The sequence below is a fragment of the Pseudomonas sp. UBA6562 genome (genome assembly GCF_002434265.1).
Lineage (GTDB): Bacteria > Pseudomonadota > Gammaproteobacteria > Pseudomonadales > Pseudomonadaceae > Aquipseudomonas.
The window spans coordinates 198957-215193 of sequence record NZ_DJJS01000001.1 but is presented as its reverse complement, the minus strand read 5'-3'; the positions used below and the strand labels follow the sequence as shown (position 1 = coordinate 215193).

Sequence of the window (16237 nt, the reverse complement as noted above, 5' to 3'; positions counted from 1 at the left end):
GCGCAGCACCATCGGCGTGGCCCGTACTGCCGCCCATCGACCCGGTGAAGGTGCAGGTTCGACAGCGACGTACCGCCGTACCGATAACAACAAGAGATCTTCGACAGATGAACACTTCGTATCCCGCACGCCACCTGCTGCCGGGCCTGTTGGCCGTGTCTTGCAGCCTGCCGGCCCTGGCCGTCGAAAGCGGTTTTCTTGAGGACGGCAAAGCCTCGCTTAACCTGCGCAACTTCTACATCAACCGTAATTTCGTCGATCCCGACAATGCCCAGGGCAAGGCCGAAGAGTGGACGCAAAGCTTCATTCTCGACGCCCGCTCCGGCTTCACCCAAGGCGCCGTCGGTTTCGGGGTGGACGTGCTGGGCCTGTATTCGGTCAAGCTCGATGGCGGCCGTGGCACGGCGGGCACGCACCTGTTGCCCGTGCACGACGACGGCCGTCCGGCCGACGACTTCGGCCGCCTGGGGGTAGCGTTCAAGGCCAAGGTGTCGGAAACCGAAGTGAAGGTAGGCGAATGGATGCCGGTACTGCCGATCCTGCGCGCCGACGATGGCCGCTCGCTGCCGCAGACCTTCCGTGGCGCGCAGATCGCCTCGCGGGAGATAGCAGGCTTGAGCCTGTACGGCGGCCAGTTCCGCGGCAACAGCCCGCGCAACGATGCCAGCATGGACGACATGTTCCTCAACGGCCGCCCGGCCGCCACCTCGGACCGCTTCAACTTCGCCGCCGGCGAGTACGCGTTCAACGACAAGCGCACGCTGGTCGGCCTGTGGCATGCGCAGCTCAAGGACATCTACCAGCAGCAGTACCTGAACCTGCAACACAGCCAGCCCGTCGGCGACTGGACCCTGACGGCCAACCTCGGTTACTTCATCGGCCAGGAAGACGGTAGCGCGCGGGTCGGCGACTTGGACAACCGCACCGCCTCGGGCCTGTTCTCGGCGCGCTACCAAGGCCACACCTTCTATGTCGGCCTGCAAAAGGTCAGCGGCGGCGAAGCCTGGCTGCGGGTCAACGGCACCAGCGGCGGTACGCTGGCCAACGACAGCTACAACTCCAGTTTCGACAACGCCAAGGAGCGCTCCTGGCAGGTGCGCCACGATTACAACTTCGCCAGCCTCGGCGTGCCGGGCCTGACCCTGATGAACCGCTACATCAAGGGCGACCACGTGCAGACGGCGGCGGTCGACGACGGCAAGGAATGGGCACGGGAAAGCGAACTGGCCTATGTGGTGCAGTCCGGCGCGCTCAAGGACCTGGCGCTGAAGTGGCGCAACTCCACCATGCGCCGCGACTACAACACCAATGCCTTCGACGAGAACCGCCTGATCGTCAGCTATCCATTGAGTTTGCTGTAACCCGTGGAGGCGCACGGAAATCCATCATGTTCGGTGCGCTGCGGACAAGCTTTCAAAAGCCTCGATACCGTCGCAGCCGGCGCGGCGCTTGCACACCCTGCCAACGTGCAAGCGCCCTACAACCCGCTATGCTCAGCGCTCTCTGGATAACCTCTCGAGGCGCGCATGAAAACCTTGGTCGACCACCTCAGCCAGTATGCCGGTTACCACCGCGACCGGCGCAACCTGCTCAGTCATTTCCTCGGTATTCCGCTGATCGTCCTGGCCGTAGCCGTCCTGCTGTCACGCCCCGGTGTGTCGGCGGCCGGTCTATGGCTGTCGCCCGCCCTACTGGCGGTGTTGGCGAGCGCTGTGTTCTACCTGCGGCTTGATCGACGCTTCGGTCTGGCCATGAGCGTGCTGCTGGGCCTGTGCCTATGGGCCGGACAAGCGCTGGCGCGGCAGCGCACCGGCCTGTGGCTGGGCAGCGGTGTGGGCTTGTTCGTGCTGGGTTGGGCGATCCAGTTCGTCGGGCACTACTTCGAGGGGCGCAAGCCGGCCTTCGTCGACGACCTCAGCGGCCTGATCATCGGGCCGCTGTTCGTGGTGGCGGAAGTGGCGTTCATGCTCGGCTGGCGCCGAGAGGTGCAGCACGCTGTGGAAGCGGTGGCCGGCCCGGTCGCGTGAGCCTGAGCCCGGAACCCTGTGGGAGCAGCCGCATTGGCACTGCGCTCAGCCGTCGACCTCGTCCCACACCGACTCGGCCAGGTGGAACGTGGCATTGGCCGCAGGAATGCCGCAATAGATCGCGCTCTGCATCAGCACTTCCTTGATCTCCTCGCGAGTCACGCCGTTGTTGGCGGCGGCGCGCAGGTGCAGTTTGAGTTCGTCGTTGCGGTTCATGCCGATCAGCATGGCGATGGTGATCAGGCTGCGGGTATGCCGCGGCAAGCCGGGGCGGGTCCAGATGTCGCCCCAGGCGTGGCGGGTGATCATGTTCTGGAATTCGCCGTTGAAGTCGTTCAGCTTGTCCAGGCTGCGGTCCACGTGGGCATCGCCCAGCACCTCGCGGCGCACCTGCATGCCGGCCTCGTAACGTTGTTGCTCGTCCATGGAAAATCCTCAGCAGGCTTGCAGGAAGGTCAGCACGCGCTGGGTGAAAGGCGCGCCCACCTCGACGTTGGACAGGTGCGCCGCTGGAAACTCGACGAACTGCGCCCCGGCGATCTGCGTTTGCAGAAAGCGCCCATGCGCTGGCGTGGTCACCGCATCGTCGCTGCCGGCCACGATCAGGGTCGGCACCGTGATCCGCGCCACCTGCTCGCGGTAGTCGGCATCGCGCACCGCCGCGCAATTGGCGGCGTAGCCTTCGGGCGAAGTGGTAGCGAGCATCTGGGTGATGCGCTGAGCCCGGGCCGGCTGCGCCTGCACGAACGCAGGGGTGAACCAGCGCGCCAACGAGGCTTCGCCCAGGTCGCGCATGGCCTGCTCGCCGCCTATGCGCACGGTGTCGATGCGCGTGTTCCACACCTCGGCCGTACCGATCTGCGCGGCGGTGTTGCACAGCGTCAGGCTGAGCAGGCGTTCACCGGCGTTGATGCCCAACCATTGGCCGATCAGGCCGCCCATGGACAGGCCGACGAAATGCGCCTCGGCGACATCCAGCGCGTCCAGCAGCGCCAGCACGTCGGCGCCCAACTGGGCGATGCTGTATGGCCCCGCCGTGACCAGTGAAGCGCCATGCCCACGGGTGTCGTAGCGCAGCACGCGGAAATGCTCGCGCCACACCGCCGCCTGGGCGTCCCACATGCCCAAGTCGGTGCCCAGGGAATTGGACAGCACCAAGACCGGAGCCGCTTCGGGCCCTTCCAATCGATAGTTCAGTACGCCATCGGCCAATTGCACATGCGCCACAGCGGTCTCCTTCAGGCAATGAAACGTTGATGTTCGGCCACGGCGCGCGCCACCCAGACGCGGGCCTGGCCGAGGTAATGGGCAGGGTCGAGCAAGCGGTCCAGCTCGTCGCCCGACAACTGCTCGGCCACCTGCGGCTCCTCGCCCAGCACGTCGCGCAGATGCCGGCGCTCGGCGACCGCACGTTGGCAGCATTGCTCCAGCAGATGGTGGGCGCGGTCGCGGCCCAGACGTTGGGCGAGGACGATGCTGACCGCTTCGGCCAGCACCAGGCCTTGGGTCAGGTCAAGGTTGCGGCGCATACGCTCGGCATCGACCTCCAGGCCCTCGGCGATGGTCTGGGCATGGTGCAAGGCGCCGGACACCAGGCAGCAGATCTGCGGCAGGGTTTCCCACTCGGCGTGCCACAGGCCCAGGCTTCGCTCGTGCTCCTGGGGCATGGCGGCGTACAAGGTCGAGACCAGACCCGGCACGCGCGTGGCGGCGCCGATCAGCGCCGCCGCACCCACCGGGTTGCGCTTATGCGGCATGGTCGACGAGCCGCCCTTGCCCGGTGCCGAGGGCTCGAACAGCTCGCCCGCTTCGGTCTGCATCAAGAGGCTCACGTCACGGCCGAACTTGCCCAGGCTGCCGGCGACCAGGCCGAGCACCGCAGCGAATTCCACCAGACGGTCGCGTTGGGTGTGCCAGGGTTGCTCGGGCAGGCTCAGGCGCAATTGCTCGGCCAGCGCTTCGGCCACTGGCAAGGCCTTGCTGCCCAGGGCGGCGAGGCTGCCCGAGGCACCGCCGAACTGCAGCACCAGCAAGCGCGGGCGCAGTTCGCGCAAGCGCTCGCGGTGGCGGGTCAGCGCGCCCAGCACGCCGGCCAGCTTCATGCCCAAGGTCACAGGGGTGGCGTGCTGCAGCCATGTGCGCCCCACCATGACCGTGTCGGCATGCTGCAAGGCCCGTCCGGCCAGGGATTCGGCCAGCTGGGCCAGGTCCGTTTCGATCAGCTCCAGCGCCGAGCGTAGTTGCAGCACCAGGCCGGTGTCCATCGCATCCTGGCTGGTAGCGCCCAGGTGCACGTAGCGCTCGGCCTCGGCCACACCGCTGGCCACCACCTTGCCCAGCGCCTTGACCAAGGGAATCGCCGAGTTGCCCGCAGCGCACACCGCTTCGGCCAACGCACCTACGTCATAACGCTCGGCCTTGCACGCAGCTTCAATGGCCGGCACCGCGCTGGCCGGCACCAGCCCCACCGACGCCTGGGCACGGGCCAGCGCCGCTTCGAAATCGAGCATGCCTTGCAGGCGACCCTGGTCGGAAAACACCGCGCGCATGGGCGCGGCGGTGAAGTAGGCGTCGAACAGTCGGTTGTCCGCGTGCGAGGTCATGGTCGCTCCTTAGTGATCGTCATGCAGGTACGCGGCCCGCTTGGGCAGACGCAGGCTGAACAGGAAGGCCACGGCCATCATGGCGGTGACGTACCAATAGAAGGTATTTTCGATGCCCATCGACTTGAGGTTCAACGCCACGTACTCGGCCGAACCGCCGAACACGGCGTTGGCCACCGCGTAAGCCAGGCCCACGCCCAAGGCGCGCACCTGCGGCGGGAACATCTCGGCTTTGACCAAACCGCTGATCGAGGTGTAGAGGCTGACGATGCACATCGCCACCGTCACCAGGGCGAAGGCCAGCCACGGGCTGGTCACGGTCTTCAGCGCCAGCAGCAGTGGCACCGTGAACAACGTGCCCAGCGCACCGAACAGCATCATCGAATTACGCCGGCCGATACGGTCCGAGAGCATGCCGAACAACGGCTGCATGAGCATGAACAGGAACAGCGCACCGGTCATCACATAGCTGGCGTCCTTTTTCGGCATGCCGGCGGTGTTGACCAGAAACTTCTGCATGTAGGTGGTGAAGGTGTAGAAGATCAGCGAACCGCCGGCGGTGTAGCCGAGCACGGTGACGAACGCCGCGCCGTGGTTGCGGAACAGCCCGCCGATGGAACCGGCGTCCTTGTCCTGACGGGTTTCGGCGCTGCTGGTCTCTTCCAGCGAGCGGCGCAGCATCAGGGAAATCACCGCCGCCACGGCGCCGACCACGAACGGAATGCGCCAGCCCCAGGCGCTCAGTTCCTGCTCGGTGAGCAGTTGTTGCAGGATCACCACTACCAGCACCGCCAGCAGCTGGCCGCCGATCAGGGTCACGTACTGGAACGAGGCGAAGAAGCCGCGCTGGCCGCGCAGCGCCACTTCGCTCATGTAGGTGGCGGTGGTGCCGTATTCGCCGCCGACCGACAGGCCCTGGATCAGACGCGCCAGCAACAGCAACGCCGGCGCCCAGGTGCCGATGCTGGCATAGGTGGGCAGACAGGCGATCATCAGGGAACCGGCGCACATCATCAGCACCGAGATCATCAGGGAGTTCTTGCGCCCATGGCGGTCGGCCAGACGGCCGAAGATCCAGCCGCCGATGGGCCGCATCAGAAAGCCTGCGGCGAACACGCCGGCAGTGTTGAGCAACTGCACGGTGGGGTCGTCGGAGGGGAAGAAGGCCGGGGCGAAATAGATGGCGCAGAAGGCGTAGACGTAGAAGTCGAACCATTCCACCAGGTTCCCCGAGGAGGCGCCGACGATGGCGAAGATGCGTTTTTTGCGTTCTTCGCCGGTGTAGTGGGTGGTAGTCATGGGCAGAGTGCTCCTGGAAGGTCACAGGTAAGTCTAGACATACCCAGTTACAAGCTTGTTCAACGGTGCCGGTTGGCTTGGGACGCTGGCTTATCCTCGATACGAGCGATCTCGCTCCTCAACGACTGCTACTGCGGATACCTGTAGCTGTGTGGCGCTTGGCGTGGGGCGGCGTTGCCGCCCATCGCGGCTGAAGCCGCTCCTACAGTCGAGTGGCAGGTGAAAGACGGTTGGCGCCTACGACACCCGCTCGATGGCCAGGGCCAAGCCCTGGCCGACACCCACACACATCGTCGCCAGCGCTTTGCGGCCGCCGCTTTTCTCCAACTGATGCAGCGCCGTCAACACCAACCGCGCGCCGCTCATGCCCAGCGGGTGGCCCAAGGCGATCGCGCCGCCGTTGGGGTTGACCTGGGGCGCATCGTCGGCCACCCCCAGCTCGCGCAACACTGCCAACCCTTGGCTGGCGAACGCTTCGTTGAGCTCGATGACGTCGAAGTCGGCCATCGCCAAGCCCAGGCGCTCGGTCAGCTTGCGCACCGCAGGCACCGGGCCGATGCCCATCACCCGTGGCGCCACGCCGGCGCTGGCCATGCCCAGCACCCGTGCGCGCGGGGTCAGGCCATGGCGCTTCACCGCTTCAGCCGAGGCCAGTATCAGCGCCGCCGCGCCATCGTTGACGCCCGAAGCGTTGCCGGCGGTGACCGTCTTGTCCGCGCCGTTGACCGGCTTGAGCCGGTTCAGGGCTTCGAGGGTGGTGTCCGGGCGCAGGTGTTCGTCCTGGGTGACCACCGTCTCGCCCTTTTTATGCGCGACGCGCACCGACACGATCTCTTCGGCGAAGAACCCGGCCGCCTGCGCCGCTGCAGCCTTGTGCTGGCTGCGCAGGGCGAAGGCGTCCTGATCGGCGCGCGACACCTGGTAATCGTCGGCCACGTTGTCGGCCGTCTCGGGCATCGAATCGACGCCGTACTGCTGCTGCATCGACGGGTTGACGAAGCGCCAGCCGATGGTGGTGTCTTCCAGCTTCATGCTGCGCGAATAAGCGCTCTCGGCCTTGCCCATCACGAACGGCGCGCGCGACATGGACTCCACGCCCCCGGCGATGGCCAGCTCCATTTCGCCGCTGGCGATGGCGCGGAAGGCCGTGCCGATGGCGTCCATGCCCGAGGCGCACAGGCGGTTGAGGGTCACGCCGGGAACGCTCGGCGGCAGGCCCGCCAGCAGCAGCGCCATGCGCGCCACGTTGCGGTTGTCTTCGCCGGCCTGGTTGGCGCAGCCGAAGAACACTTCGTCGAGCTGCGCCCACTGCACGCCCGGGTTGCGTTCGATCAGCGCCTTGAGCGGCACCGCCGCCAGATCGTCGGCGCGCACGCTGGCCAGGGCACCGCCGAAGCGACCGATGGGGGTACGGATGGCATCGCAGATGAATACGTCACGCATCAGGCTTCTCCTGGCGCTTGGCCGTGGGCGGTGGCCGTGCGCGCTTCGAGGTCGCGCAGGGCGGCAAGCTCTACATCGCTGGGCGCTTCGGTAGTCTGCACATCGTCGGCGAAACGAATCGCCCAGCCGGTGGCGGCGACGATCTGCTCGCGGGTCACGCCGGGGTGGATGGAGGTGACCACGAACTCATGGCTGCCGGCTTCGGGCTGCAGGATGCACAGATCGGTGATGATGCCCACCGGCCCTTCGCCAGGCAGGCCGAGACGCTGGCGCGAGTCGCCGCCTTCGCCGTGGCCGAACGAGGTGATGAAGTCGAGCTTCTCGACGAAGGCCCGCGGCGTCTGCTTGAGGATGATCAGCACCTGTTTGGCGGAGCCGGCGATCTCCGGCGCGCCCCCTGCCCCCGGCAAGCGTGTGCGCGGCGTGTGGTAGTCGCCGACCACGGTGGTGTTGATGTTGCCGAAGCGGTCGACCTGGGCGGCACCGAGAAAACCCACGTCGATGCGCCCGCCTTGCAGCCAGTAGCGGAAGATCTCGCCGGTCGGCACCACGGTGTCGGCGGTCTCGGCCAACTCGCCGTCGCCGATCGACAGCGGCAGCACACTGGGCTTGGCGCCGATCGGGCCGGATTCGTAGATCAGCACCACATCGGGCGACGAGGTCAGGCGCGCGAGGTTGGCGGCCTTGGACGGCAAGCCGATGCCGACGAAGCACACCGCGCCGTTGCGCAGGCGTCGCGCAGCGGCGACGGTCATCATTTCGGACGTGGAGTAGCTCATTGCGCAGCCTCCGAGGTGCTGGCCAGGCGGGCCTTGAATGCATTGAAATCGGCGGTGCCGTGGATGTGCGTGTCGATCCAGGCGGTGAAGGCTTCGCGGCTGCGGGCGATCGGGTCCCAGGCCTGGTAGAAGCGGTTGTCGCGTTCGTAGTAGCCGTGGGCATAGGACGGGTGCGCACCGCCCGGCACCAGGCACACGGCGCTTAAAGCCCAGGTTGGCAGCACGCAGGCGTTCATCGGCGCCTGCAGATCGTCGACGATTTCCTCGACGGTGACGATGCAGCGCTTGGCCGCCAGCGCCGCTTCCTTCTGCACGCCGAGAATGCCCCACAACAGCACGTTGCCCTTGCGGTCGGCCTTCTGCGCGTGGATCACCGTCACGTCGGGGCGTACCGAGGGCACTGCGGCCAGCACTTCGCCGGTGAACGGGCAGGTGACGCTTTTGATCAGCGGGTTGACCTTGGGCAGGTCGGAGCCGGCGTAGGCGCGCAGCACCGCGAACGGCAGGCCCGAGGCACCGGCGACGTAGGCGTTGGCCAGGTCCGCGTGGCTGTGCTCTTCGATCTCCAAGGCATGCGGCCACTGCTTTTCCACGGCGTCGCGCAGCCGGTGCAGCGAGCCTACGCCAGGGTTGCCGCCCCAGGAGAAGATCAGCCGCTTGGCGCAGCCGGCGCCGATCAGCTGGTCGTAGATCAGGTCGGGGGTCATGCGCACCAGGGTCAGGTCGCGCTTGCGCTGGCGGATGAGCTCATGCCCGGCGGCGGTCGGGATCAGGTGGGTGAAGCCCTCCAGCGCGACGGTGTCGCCATCGTGGACGAACTGCTTCACGGCCTCGTGAAGCGAAAGGATTGCTGCCATTGGAGACTCCTGGTCAGGAAGCGTCGATGCGGTGGGCAGTGCGCGCGGGCGGCACTGCGATGGGTTCAGATTAAGGAGCCAGGCCAGGGCTTTACAATCCGATAATCGTCTATCTGGGCGATTATCGAACGGTATGTGCTGATACGTGGATGTCTGGCAAACGAGGTTTCACGTGGCGTCCGCATGGCTGACCAAGCCCTTGATCACCACGCCCAGCGCAGCGAGGGCCGCCGGCACCAGCAAGGCGGTGAGCACCTGCGTGAAGGTCCAACCCAAGCCCAACAGCGTCGCCCCGCTCCAGGCACCGAGAATGGCGCCGAAGCGGCCGATGCCCAGCATCCACGACACGCCCGTGGCGCGGGCTTGGGTCGGGTAGAAGCGCGCCGCCAGCGACGGCATGGCCGATTGCGCGCCGTTCACGCACATGCCGGCGACCAGCACCAGGGTCGCCAGCAGCGCCATGTTGCCCAGGCTCTGCCCCACCGCATAGGCAAAGCCGCCGGCCAACAGGTAACAGACGCCGATGACCTTGTGCGGGTTGTAGCGGTCCATCGCCCAGCCCACCACCACCGCGCTGAGCACCCCGCCGAACTGGAACAGGGCGCCGATGAACGCGGCCTGCTCCAGGCTCGCGCCGCTGTCGCGCATCAGCGTCGGCAGCCAGCTGGTGAGCAGATAGACGATCACCAGGCCCATGAAATAGGTCAGCCACAGCAACAGGGTTCCGGCCCCATAGGTGCCCGAAAAGATCACCGCGAAGACGTTGCGCGCGGCCACGGCCTTCTGCTCCGGTACGCTGAAGCTTTGCGCCTGCGCGACCAGGGCCGGGGCGATCGGCGCCAGGGTCTTGCGCACCTGCTCGGTGCCGCGCTTGCGCACCACCAGAAAGCGTGCCGACTCCGGCAACCACAGCGCCAGCGCCAGCACCAGCAGCAAAGGCAGCACCCCACCCAGCACCAGCAGGCTGTGCCAGCCGTAGGCCGGGATCAACTTGGCGGAGACGAAGCCACCGCCGGCCATGCCCAGGTTGAAGCCGCAGAACATGCTGGTGACCAGCAACGACTTGAGCCGTTCGGGGGTGTACTCCGAGAGCAAGGTGGTGGCGTTGGGCATGCCCGCCCCCAAGCCCAAGCCGGTGAGAAAACGCAGCATCAGCAATTGGTCGACCGAGGTGGCGTAGGCCGAGGCCAGGCTGAAGCCGCCGAACACCAACACGGCGCCGATCAGCACACCGCGTCGGCCGAAGCGGTCAGCCAGCGGCCCGGAGCCCAGGGCGCCGAAGACCATGCCGACCAAGGCCGCGCTCATCACCGGGCCCAGGCTGGCACGGTCGATGCCCCATTCCTGGGACAGTGCCGGGGCGATGAAACCCATGGCCGCCGTGTCCAGCCCGTCGAGAAAGACGATCAGAAAACACAGCAGCACCACCCGCCACTGGTAGCGCGACAGGGGCTGCTGGTTGATCAGCCGTTGTACATCGAGGATCTGCCCGGCAGGCGCGGGGGCTTTGTCGAAATTCAGGGTCATGGGATCGTCCAGACGGTGCGCACAAACGGACGCCTGCACTGTCGGCAGTGCAGCCGTGGGAAATGGATGTGGTGCAACTTTTGGCTAGACGGGGTGCGGGGGCACGGCGGGCGCACACGGCCGCGGCAGCGAAGCAGTCGTTTTCATGGAGGGTTCTCGCCTGTTGTTATTGTGCGGTCGGCAGGGTCGACCGATGCGAGCAACAGTAATCAGCGAGCACCTGGGGCGCAATTGACGCGCCCCGAGTGTGTGCGGTTACCGAACGCTAAACGCCAGGCAGGGTTGCCGCTCCCGTGCGTTTCAGCCGAACAGCTGGGTGCACAGGTCCTGGCTGGTGGCCAGCAGGATGGGCAGAAAGCGTTGCTCCAACTCGCCTCGGCTGACCCGGCCCACGTGGGTGCTGACGTTGAGCGCCGCCAGCACCTGCCCAGAGGCGTCGTAGATGGGCACGGCGATCGAACGCAGGCCTTGCTCCAGTTCCTGGTCGACCACGCAGAAGCCCTGCTCGCGCACTTGCTGGATGCAGGCGAACAGCGATTCGGCGTCGTGCAGGGTGCGGCTGGTGCGGGCCTTGAGGTCGGCGCGTTCGAGGTATTCGCGCAGGCTGGCATCGTCCAGCGCCGCCAGCATGATCCGCCCCATCGACGTGCAATAGGCCGGCAGACGCCCGCCGACGGACAGGTCGACCGAAATCAGCCGCTCGACCGTGGCCGAACGGGCGATGTAGAGGATGTCGTCGCCTTCCAGGGTGGCCATGTTGGCCGCTTCGTGAAGTTTTTCGCTGATGCGGTCGAGATAAGGCTGCGCCGAGACCGCCAGCGGCGTGGACGACAGGTAGGCGTGGCCCAGGGTCAGCACCTTGGGCAGCAGCGAATACGTGCGCCCGTCAGTGGTGGCATAGCCAAGCTTGATCAGCGTATGCAGGCAACGCCGTACCGCGGCCCGGGGAATTTCCGTACGGTGGCTGATCTGGGCGATGGTGAGGTGGCGTTTGCGTTCCTGGAAGGCCTGGATCACCGCCAGGCCGCGGGCCAGCGACGTCATGAAATCAGGATCGCCGGTGAACGCCTGAATGCGTTTGGCCGCCGAGGCCACGATGGGCGGTGCGAGCGCTGCACTGGCGGCGCGCAGGGAGTTGGCGCCTGCGCTGTCGAGGGTTTCTTCGCTCATGGACTTGCCTCAGAAAAAACGGTGCGTTGTGCGATTATCGAACAAGCGGCCGATAATCGCAATTGACCGCCGACACGTTTGCTTATACCTTTCCCTCTGCCCATGTGGCTTCTTTGGAGAGACTGGTCAGGTACCCACCGTGGAAGCTTCAAGGCAGCGGCCTCGCCCTTCAGCGAGGCCGTTTTCATTTGTGCGGAGGCGGCGAACTTTCCTGTTGTCGCACACCTCCAAGGTATATCGATAGAACTTCGCTCGACCGACTGTTTCGTTGAACACAGCGCCACTTACTTCATAGGGCATTGCGCTTTGTAAAAGCCTACATTTGCCTGCGCTGCAAGTTGGCTATAATCTCGCCGTCTTCATCGCTCGATGTCGTACCGTATTCGATCGATCGTTCATGCCGACCGCTTCTGCCCTAGAGCGCACCCCATCCGCCTCCCCCGCGGGTAGGCGCTCCGGCGAGCGGCGGCATCCAGACAGGCTGCAACCTGACGTTACGGCAGCGCGACGTCCCCAGGTCCGTAACCGACAGACACTCACACAACTGTCGCCGACCGGGATATAACTTTTCATGGGCAGGTATTGTTGTGACAAAAGATGAACTGCGCGCCGAACTTGAGCGCCAGGCCGAACGTTTTACCGGACTCTATGGTGGCGAAGTCACTACTTATGCCGCGCAACCGGAACCGGAACGCAAACCGTGGCGCAAACGCTCCACCATCCACGACCAGGCCTTCGCCGAAGAGCTCGACAAGATGGAAAAGGAATTGCGTGGCGAAGGCGTCGAGAAGCGCTGATGCCTTGCTGAAGACAGCGAAGGGACCTGCAGCGGCACGTTGATGTGACCTGGCGCAAGATTTTAGAGTCAAAGCGGGTGCTTCGAATCTCTGGTTTTTCTGGCATAATCCGGCCCCCTTTCGACCGCCAGAAAACTTTTCATGATTGATTTATTCAGCGGACTGGATGCCTGGGTAGCCGTGAGCTTGGTGCTTGCGCTGACCTTTGTGCTCGCTTTCGAGTTCATCAATGGCTTTCATGACACCGCCAACGCGGTAGCCACCGTCATCTACACCAAAGCCATGCCGCCGCACTTGGCGGTGTTCTTCTCGGGGGTGTTCAACTTCTTGGGAGTGCTGCTCGGTGGGGTGGGCGTGGCCTACGCGATCGTCCACCTGCTGCCGGTGGAACTGCTGATCAACGTGAACACCGGGCATGGATTGGCCATGGTCTTCTCTCTGCTCGCCGCAGCCATCGCCTGGAACCTGGGCACCTGGTACTTCGGCATTCCCGCTTCCAGTTCGCACACGCTGATCGGCTCGATCCTCGGCGTGGGCCTGGCCAATGCCTTGATCAACCACATCCCGTTGGGCGATGGCGTCAACTGGCAGAAAGCGATCGACATCGGCCTGTCGCTGGTGTTCTCGCCCCTGGCCGGCTTCATCGTCGCTGCCCTGGTGCTGCTGATGCTCAAGCGCTGGCGGCCGCTGTCGAAAATGCACAAGACCCCGGAACAGCGGCGCAAGCTGGACGACAAGAAGCACCCGCCCTTCTGGAATCGCCTGGTCCTGGTGATCTCGGCCATGGGCGTGAGCTTCGTGCACGGCTCCAACGACGGCCAGAAGGGCATCGGCCTGATCATGCTGGTGCTGATCGGCATCGTGCCTTCGCAGTTCGTGCTCGACCTGGGCAGCAGCACCTACCAGATCGAGCGCACCCGCGACGCCACCCTGCACCTGAGCCAGTTCTACCAGCGCAACGCCGACACCCTCGGCGAGTTCCTGGCCTTGGGCAAGGCCGCAACCGGCGACCTGCCAGGCCAGTTCAGCTGCGACCCCCAGCAAACCGAACCGACCATCAGCGCCTTGCAGCGCTCGCTCAAGGGCGTGACCGACTACCACGACCTGGGCGCCGAGAAGCGCGTGGAAGTGCGTCGCTACCTGCTGTGCCTAGACGACACCGCGAAGAAAGTCGGCAAGCTGCCGGGCCTCGAAGCACGTGAACGCGCCGACCTCGACAAGCTGCGCAAAGACCTCACCGCCACCACCGAGTACGCGCCCTTCTGGGTCATCGTCGCGGTCGCCCTGGCGTTGGGTCTGGGCACCATGGTCGGTTGGAAGCGCGTGGTCCTCACCGTCGGCGAGAAGATCGGCAAGCAAGGCATGACCTACGCCCAGGGCATGTCGGCGCAGATCACCGCGGCCTGCGCGATCGGCATGGCCAACGTGTTCAGCCTGCCAGTGTCGACCACCCACGTGCTGTCTTCGGGCGTGGCCGGCACCATGGTCGCCAACAAGAGCGGCCTGCAAGGCGGCACGATCAAGACCATCCTGCTGGCCTGGGTCCTGACCCTGCCCGCTACCGTGGCCCTGTCCGCCGCGCTGTTCTGGCTGGCGACGCGCTTCATCGGCTAAGAGGCGTATGCGGTATCGCGATAAGGCGCCCTCAAGGGCGCCTTTTTCGTGGGCGGGTAAAAAACCGACGACACGGCAGATTTCTGCTTTTTTCTGCCCATCGATGCTCAAGATCAAGGCATTGCTGGCCGATACCGTCAGGCCATCGCTGCGCAGCGCGCAGGCGGCAACCACTCGACACATAAGCCCAGCGGACCCGAGCACGCCATGCGCAAAAGCCTCCGATTCAGCCACAAGATCCTCCTTGCCGCGTCACTGATCGTGATCGTCGCCTTCAGCCTGTTCACCCTGTTCAACGACTACCTGCAACGCAACGCCATCCGCGAAGACCTGGAGAGCTACCTGGCCGAAATGGGCCAGTCCACCGCCACCAACGTCAACGGCCTGTTCGACGGGCGCATCCGCATGGTCGACAACCTGGCGCAGAACATTGCCCAGGCACCGGCCGAGGCCGCCACTCTGCTCGGCCAGCCGGCGCTGACCTCGAGCTTCCTGACCGTCTACCTCGGCCAGGTCGACGGCCGCTTCACCGTGCGCCCCGACGCCAAGATGCCCGATGGCTACGACCCGCGTATCCGGCCCTGGTACAAGGACGGCATGGCCGCCAACGGCGCCATCCTCACCGAGCCCTACATCGACCTGACCACGCAGAAGATGGTCATCAGCATCATCAGCAAAGCCGCGACCAACGTCGGCGTGGTCGGCGGCGACCTGGCCCTGGACGGGCTGGCCAAGATCATCAACGCGCTGAACTTTGGCGGCATGGGCTATGCCTTCCTGGTCAACGACCAGGGCAAGATCCTCGTGCACCCGCAACAGGAGCTGGTGATGAAGTCGCTGGGCGACCTGTTCCCCGGCCAGGCACCGAAGCTGAGCCAAGACCTCAGCGAGGTGCAGGAAGCCGACGGTCAGAGCCGCCTGCTCAGCTTCACGCCGATCAAGGGCCTGCCCAACGCCAACTGGTACGTGGGCCTGTCCATCGACAAGGATCAGGCATTCGCCATGCTCAGCACCTTCCGCACCTCGGCGGTGATCGCCACCCTGGTGGCGGTGGCGATCATCATCGCCCTGCTCGGCCTGCTGATTCGCGTACTGATGCAACCGCTGCACGTCATGACCCGCGCCATGGAGAACATCGCCGAGGGCGAAGGCGACCTGACCCGCCGCCTGGATATCCAGCACCACGACGAATTCGGCATCCTGGGCAATGCCTTCAACCGCTTCGTCGAACGGATCCATAGCTCGATCCGCGAAGTGTCGTCGGCCACCGAGCAGGTCAACGAAGTGGCCCTGCGGGTGATCAGCGCCTCGAACTCGTCGATGAGCAACTCCGACGAGCAGAGCAACCGTACCAACAGCGTGGCCGCAGCGATCAACGAGCTGGGCGCCGCCGCCCAGGAGATCGCCGGCAACGCGGCCCTGGCTTCGCAGCACGCCAGCTCCGCACGGGTACTGGCCGAAGAGGGCCAGCAGGTGGTGGAGCGCAACATCCAGGCGATGACGCGTTTGTCCGACTTGATCGTCACCTCCAGCGCCCACATCGAAACGCTCAACGGCAAGACCGTGAACATCGGGCAGATTCTCGAAGTGATCACCAGCATCTCCCAGCAGACCAACCTCTTGGCGCTCAACGCCGCCATCGAAGCGGCGCGCGCGGGCGAAGCCGGTCGCGGTTTCGCCGTGGTGGCCGATGAGGTGCGCAACCTGGCGCACCGCACCCAGGAGTCGGCGCAGCAGGTGCAGGGCATGATCGAAGAGCTGCAGGTCGGTGCGCGCGCTTCGGTGGACACCATGGACCAGAGCCAGCGCCACAGTCAGGAGAGCGTCGAGATCGCCAATCAGGCCGGTGAGCGCTTGGGCAGCGTGACCGGGCGCATCGGCGAGATCGACGGCATGAACCAATCGGTCGCCACCGCCACCGAAGAGCAGACCGCCGTGGTAGAAGCGATCAACGTCGACATCAGCGAGATCAACATGCTCAACCAGGAAGGCGTGGAGAACCTGCAGGCCACTCTGCGCGCTTGCGCCGACCTGGAACAGCAAGCCAGCCGCCTCAAGCATCTGGTCGGCACGTTCAGGATCTGATCCCTCCCCGCCTAGCCGTGGTGCCGCATCCAGCGC

Annotated in this window: 14 protein-coding genes and 1 pseudogene; 6 read left to right on the top strand and 9 right to left on the bottom strand. The window is 65.4% G+C overall.

The features are described 5' to 3' along the window. The first annotated feature begins 107 nt into the window (after window positions 1–107). Together B4M43_RS01050 and B4M43_RS01045 are read left to right on the top strand one after the other, a co-directional pair. The gene (locus tag B4M43_RS01050) at window positions 108–1361 is read left to right on the top strand and encodes an OprD family porin (protein ID WP_296263285.1); all 1254 of its coding nucleotides are present in this window, start codon (window positions 108–110) and stop codon (window positions 1359–1361) included. A gap of 165 nt (window positions 1362–1526) precedes the next feature. Beyond that, the gene (locus B4M43_RS01045; protein WP_296263284.1) at window positions 1527–2027 is read left to right on the top strand and encodes a DUF962 domain-containing protein; all 501 of its coding nucleotides are present in this window, start codon (window positions 1527–1529) and stop codon (window positions 2025–2027) included. A gap of 45 nt (window positions 2028–2072) precedes the next feature. Here B4M43_RS01045 and pcaC read toward each other — a convergent pair whose 3' ends face one another. From pcaC to pcaR, 9 genes are all read right to left on the bottom strand, one after another. Continuing rightward, on the bottom strand, window positions 2073–2453 hold the full coding sequence (gene pcaC, locus B4M43_RS01040; protein WP_296263282.1) for a 4-carboxymuconolactone decarboxylase: 381 nt from the start codon (window positions 2451–2453) through the stop codon (window positions 2073–2075). A gap of 9 nt (window positions 2454–2462) precedes the next feature. Further along, window positions 2463–3254 carry a 3-oxoadipate enol-lactonase gene (pcaD, locus tag B4M43_RS01035; protein WP_296263280.1) on the bottom strand — a complete coding sequence of 264 codons (792 nt, stop codon included), beginning with the start codon at window positions 3252–3254 and terminating at the stop codon, window positions 2463–2465. Window positions 3255–3265: 11 nt separating this feature from the next. After that, window positions 3266–4630, bottom strand: coding sequence for a 3-carboxy-cis,cis-muconate cycloisomerase (locus tag B4M43_RS01030; protein ID WP_296263278.1), 1365 nt, complete (start codon window positions 4628–4630; stop codon window positions 3266–3268). Between the two features lie 9 nt (window positions 4631–4639). Next, window positions 4640–5929 carry an MFS family transporter gene (locus B4M43_RS01025; protein WP_296263276.1) on the bottom strand — a complete coding sequence of 430 codons (1290 nt, stop codon included), beginning with the start codon at window positions 5927–5929 and terminating at the stop codon, window positions 4640–4642. Between the two features lie 237 nt (window positions 5930–6166). Further along, window positions 6167–7375 (bottom strand): 3-oxoadipyl-CoA thiolase, encoded by a 1209-nt coding sequence (gene pcaF / locus B4M43_RS01020; protein WP_296263612.1) that lies wholly within the window; start codon window positions 7373–7375, stop codon window positions 6167–6169. Further along, entirely contained in the window at window positions 7372–8151 is a 780-nt protein-coding gene (locus B4M43_RS01015; RefSeq protein ID WP_296263275.1) for a CoA-transferase subunit beta, read from the bottom strand. The genes pcaF and B4M43_RS01015 overlap by 4 nt, the downstream gene beginning before the upstream one ends. Next, window positions 8148–9008, bottom strand: coding sequence for a CoA transferase subunit A (locus B4M43_RS01010; RefSeq protein ID WP_296263273.1), 861 nt, complete (start codon window positions 9006–9008; stop codon window positions 8148–8150). Before B4M43_RS01010 ends, B4M43_RS01015 begins: the two co-directional genes overlap by 4 nt. A gap of 168 nt (window positions 9009–9176) precedes the next feature. Continuing rightward, window positions 9177–10535, bottom strand: coding sequence for an MFS transporter (locus B4M43_RS01005; protein WP_296263272.1), 1359 nt, complete (start codon window positions 10533–10535; stop codon window positions 9177–9179). Between the two features lie 300 nt (window positions 10536–10835). Further along, the gene (pcaR, locus tag B4M43_RS01000) at window positions 10836–11705 is read right to left on the bottom strand and encodes a pca regulon transcriptional regulator PcaR (RefSeq protein WP_296263270.1); all 870 of its coding nucleotides are present in this window, start codon (window positions 11703–11705) and stop codon (window positions 10836–10838) included. Between the two features lie 587 nt (window positions 11706–12292). Here pcaR and B4M43_RS00995 point away from each other — a divergent pair. From B4M43_RS00995 to B4M43_RS21045, 4 genes and pseudogenes are all read left to right on the top strand, one after another. Then, the gene (locus B4M43_RS00995; RefSeq protein WP_296263268.1) at window positions 12293–12502 is read left to right on the top strand and encodes a hypothetical protein; all 210 of its coding nucleotides are present in this window, start codon (window positions 12293–12295) and stop codon (window positions 12500–12502) included. Between the two features lie 141 nt (window positions 12503–12643). Next, on the top strand, window positions 12644–14116 hold the full coding sequence (locus B4M43_RS00990; RefSeq protein WP_296263266.1) for an inorganic phosphate transporter: 1473 nt from the start codon (window positions 12644–12646) through the stop codon (window positions 14114–14116). Between the two features lie 207 nt (window positions 14117–14323). Next, window positions 14324–15343: pseudogene (locus tag B4M43_RS21050) on the top strand (HAMP domain-containing protein); the annotation flags it as partial. Between the two features lie 93 nt (window positions 15344–15436). Next, window positions 15437–16201, top strand: coding sequence for a methyl-accepting chemotaxis protein (locus B4M43_RS21045; RefSeq protein WP_409522250.1), 765 nt, complete (start codon window positions 15437–15439; stop codon window positions 16199–16201). The last annotated feature ends 36 nt before the right edge of the window (window positions 16202–16237 follow it).